Annotated in this window: 3 protein-coding genes; 1 reads left to right on the top strand and 2 read right to left on the bottom strand. The window is 64.4% G+C overall.

Annotated elements, in window-relative coordinates:
* Positions 1 to 91: 91 nt before the first annotated feature.
* Positions 92 to 907 (bottom strand): septum site-determining protein MinD, encoded by an 816-nt coding sequence (gene minD, locus VFW84_RS00875; protein ID WP_329678537.1) that lies wholly within the window; start codon positions 905 to 907, stop codon positions 92 to 94.
* Between the two features lie 29 nt (positions 908 to 936).
* Positions 937 to 1,704, bottom strand: a complete 768-nt coding sequence (minC, locus tag VFW84_RS00870; RefSeq protein ID WP_329678536.1) for a septum site-determining protein MinC — start codon at positions 1,702 to 1,704, stop codon at positions 937 to 939.
* Positions 1,705 to 1,832: 128 nt separating this feature from the next.
* On the opposite strand from minC, the gene VFW84_RS00865 reads away from it, so the two are divergent.
* On the top strand, positions 1,833 to 2,520 hold a 688-nt coding region (locus VFW84_RS00865), incomplete at its 3' end, for a hypothetical protein (RefSeq protein WP_329678535.1).

Genomic DNA, 2,520 nt, shown 5'->3' with positions numbered 1-2,520 from the left:
CCTGTCATTCTTCCTCGGCGAAAAGAAGCAGACCGCCACGGTGGCCGTCTGCTTCTTCTCGCCGAGGACAAAAGACAGGAATCCCATGGTCTTACTTGCCTCCGAACAAGCGCTTGAAGAAGCCGGTCTTATCGGACTCGATGAAGCGCAGGGGTTTGTCCTGGCCCAGGAAACGGTCGATCACGTCCTGGTAGGCCTCGGCCACATCGGTGTTCTTCATGTGGATGGCCGGGATGCCCTGGTTGGAGGCGTTCAGCACGGTCTCCGACTCGGGGATCACGCCGATGAGCTTGACGCGCAGGATCTCGTGCACGTCATCGAGCGACAGCATCTGGCCGCCTTCGACCCGGTTGGGGTTGTAGCGGGTGATCAGCAGGTGTTCCTTGATGGGCTCGCCACCTTGCTGGGCCCGGCGGGTCTTGCTGTTGAGCATGCCCAGAATGCGGTCCGAGTCACGCACGGACGACACCTCGGGGTTGGTCACCACGATGGCCTCATCGGCAAAGTGCATGGCCATCAGCGCACCGGTCTCGATGCCTGCGGGCGAGTCGCACACGATGTACTCGAAGCCCATCTCGCCGAGGTCGGCCAGCACCTTCTCGACGCCTTCTTGCGTCAGGGCTTCCTTGTCACGCGTCTGAGAGGCTGCCAGCACGAAGAGGTTCTCGCACTGCTTGTCCTTGATCAGGGCCTGGTTCAGGTTGGCCTCGCCATGGATGACGTTGATCAGGTCATAGACGACCCGACGCTCGCAGCCCATGATCAGGTCGAGGTTGCGAAGGCCCACGTCGAAGTCGATGACGGCGGTCTTGTGGCCACGCAGGGCCAGGCCCGATGCGAAGCTGGCGCTGGTGGTCGTCTTGCCGACGCCCCCCTTGCCGGAGGTCACCACGATGATCTTGGCCATGGATGGCGGTCCTTTCAGTTCAGAAGAATTCACAGTTTGATGGCTTCATACACCAGCCGCTCACCATCCAGACGGATCTGGGCGGGTCGGCCCACCACATCGGCGGGCAGGGGGTTCTCGGTGGTGCGGTAGGTGCCTGCAATGGACAGCAACTCGGGCTCCATGCAGGTGGAAAAGATGCGGGCGCCGGTATTGCCCTTGGCACCGGCGATGGCCTTGCCGCGCAAGGGCGCGTACACATGGATGGAGCCGTCGGCGATGACCTCGGCGCCGTGGTTCACCACGGCCATGACCACCAGGTCACAGCCCTTGGCGTAGATCTGCTGGCCCGAGCGCAGGGGCTTGTCGATGATCATGGTGTTCGCAGCCACAGGCACTTCCACGGGAACCTGCACAGGCACTTCGCGGATGACCTCGCGGATCACTTCCTTGACCACTGTTTCGGTGCGGGGGGCGCCGGCCTGGCTGTCGGGCGCCTCGCCCAGACCGGACTTCTGCGCCGATTCCAGTTGGGCGGCACTGCCGCCACGCACGGCCACGGGCTTGAGCTTGAAGCGCTCCAGCAGAGTGATCAGTGCCGGGAAATCCAGCGGCACGCTGAGGCTGCCCATGGGCGTGAGGTCAATCACGACGGGGTCGTGGCTGAAGAAATCGGGGGTGTCGCCGAAGCGCTCCTCCATGGCCTGGGCCAGCGCGGGCATGTTCCCTGTCTTGAGCACAAAGGACACGAGCGTGAGCGACGCGCTTTTGAGGTCGAACAGGGCAGAGGTTGTCCCGGGAGTGGAGGCAGCAGACATGAGCGGTGCAGGCGCTGAGAAAGGGGAGAGTTTAAGGCAGGCAGCGCGCCGGACTGCGCGGGGGCGCTGCATACTGTGGGCGAGCGAGGTCCGCAGGGGCGGATCTGAATCGAAGACGGGGTGTGATCATGATGAAACTCGCCTTTGCCTCCTGCATGTGCACGGCGGCGTTCAAGAAGCAACCGGTGTGGGACGACATCGCTGCGCATCAGCCCGATGCGCTGGTGCTGCTGGGCGATTCGGTCTACACCGACATCCATGCGCCGTCTGATCCGCAGACCATGGGCGATGACGAATTTGCCCGCTATCTGTTCAGCCTCTACAGCGACTTGCTGGCGCAGCCGCAGTTTGCCAAACTGGTCAAATCACTGCCGCCCGGCCGCGTCTTCAGCATCTGGGACGACCACGATTTTCTGTGGGACAACGCGCTGGGCGCGGAAGCGCGGGCCAACCCCCTGCATCGGGGCAAGGTGCGCTTGTCCACGGCCTTTCAGGAGGCGTTTCGCCGCACCCTGGCGCAGGGGCTGGCGCCAGGCAGCTTCCCCGCGGCCTACACCGATCCGGTGTTCTGGCAGGTGCCCGATGTGCCGCTGTCCACGCCCAGCATCGCTCTGGCCCAGGATGTCTGGCTGCACCTGTGCGATGTGCGCACCTTCCGCACCCGCACCTGGCTGCTGGCCGAATCCCGCCGGACCCTGCTGGGGCCGGCGCAACGCGCGCAGGTGGCCGCCAGCATCCAGGCCCATCCGCAGGCCCTGCATCTGCTGGCCAGCGGCACCACCCTGGCGGGCTGGAAGCGCTATGCCCGTGACCTGA

Origin of the sequence: Aquabacterium sp., from assembly GCF_036279655.1 — a bacterium.
GTDB lineage: Bacteria > Pseudomonadota > Gammaproteobacteria > Burkholderiales > Burkholderiaceae_C > Aquabacterium.
The sequence above is the reverse complement of the archived record's forward strand: the minus strand, read 5'-3'. Positions and strand labels throughout refer to the sequence as shown.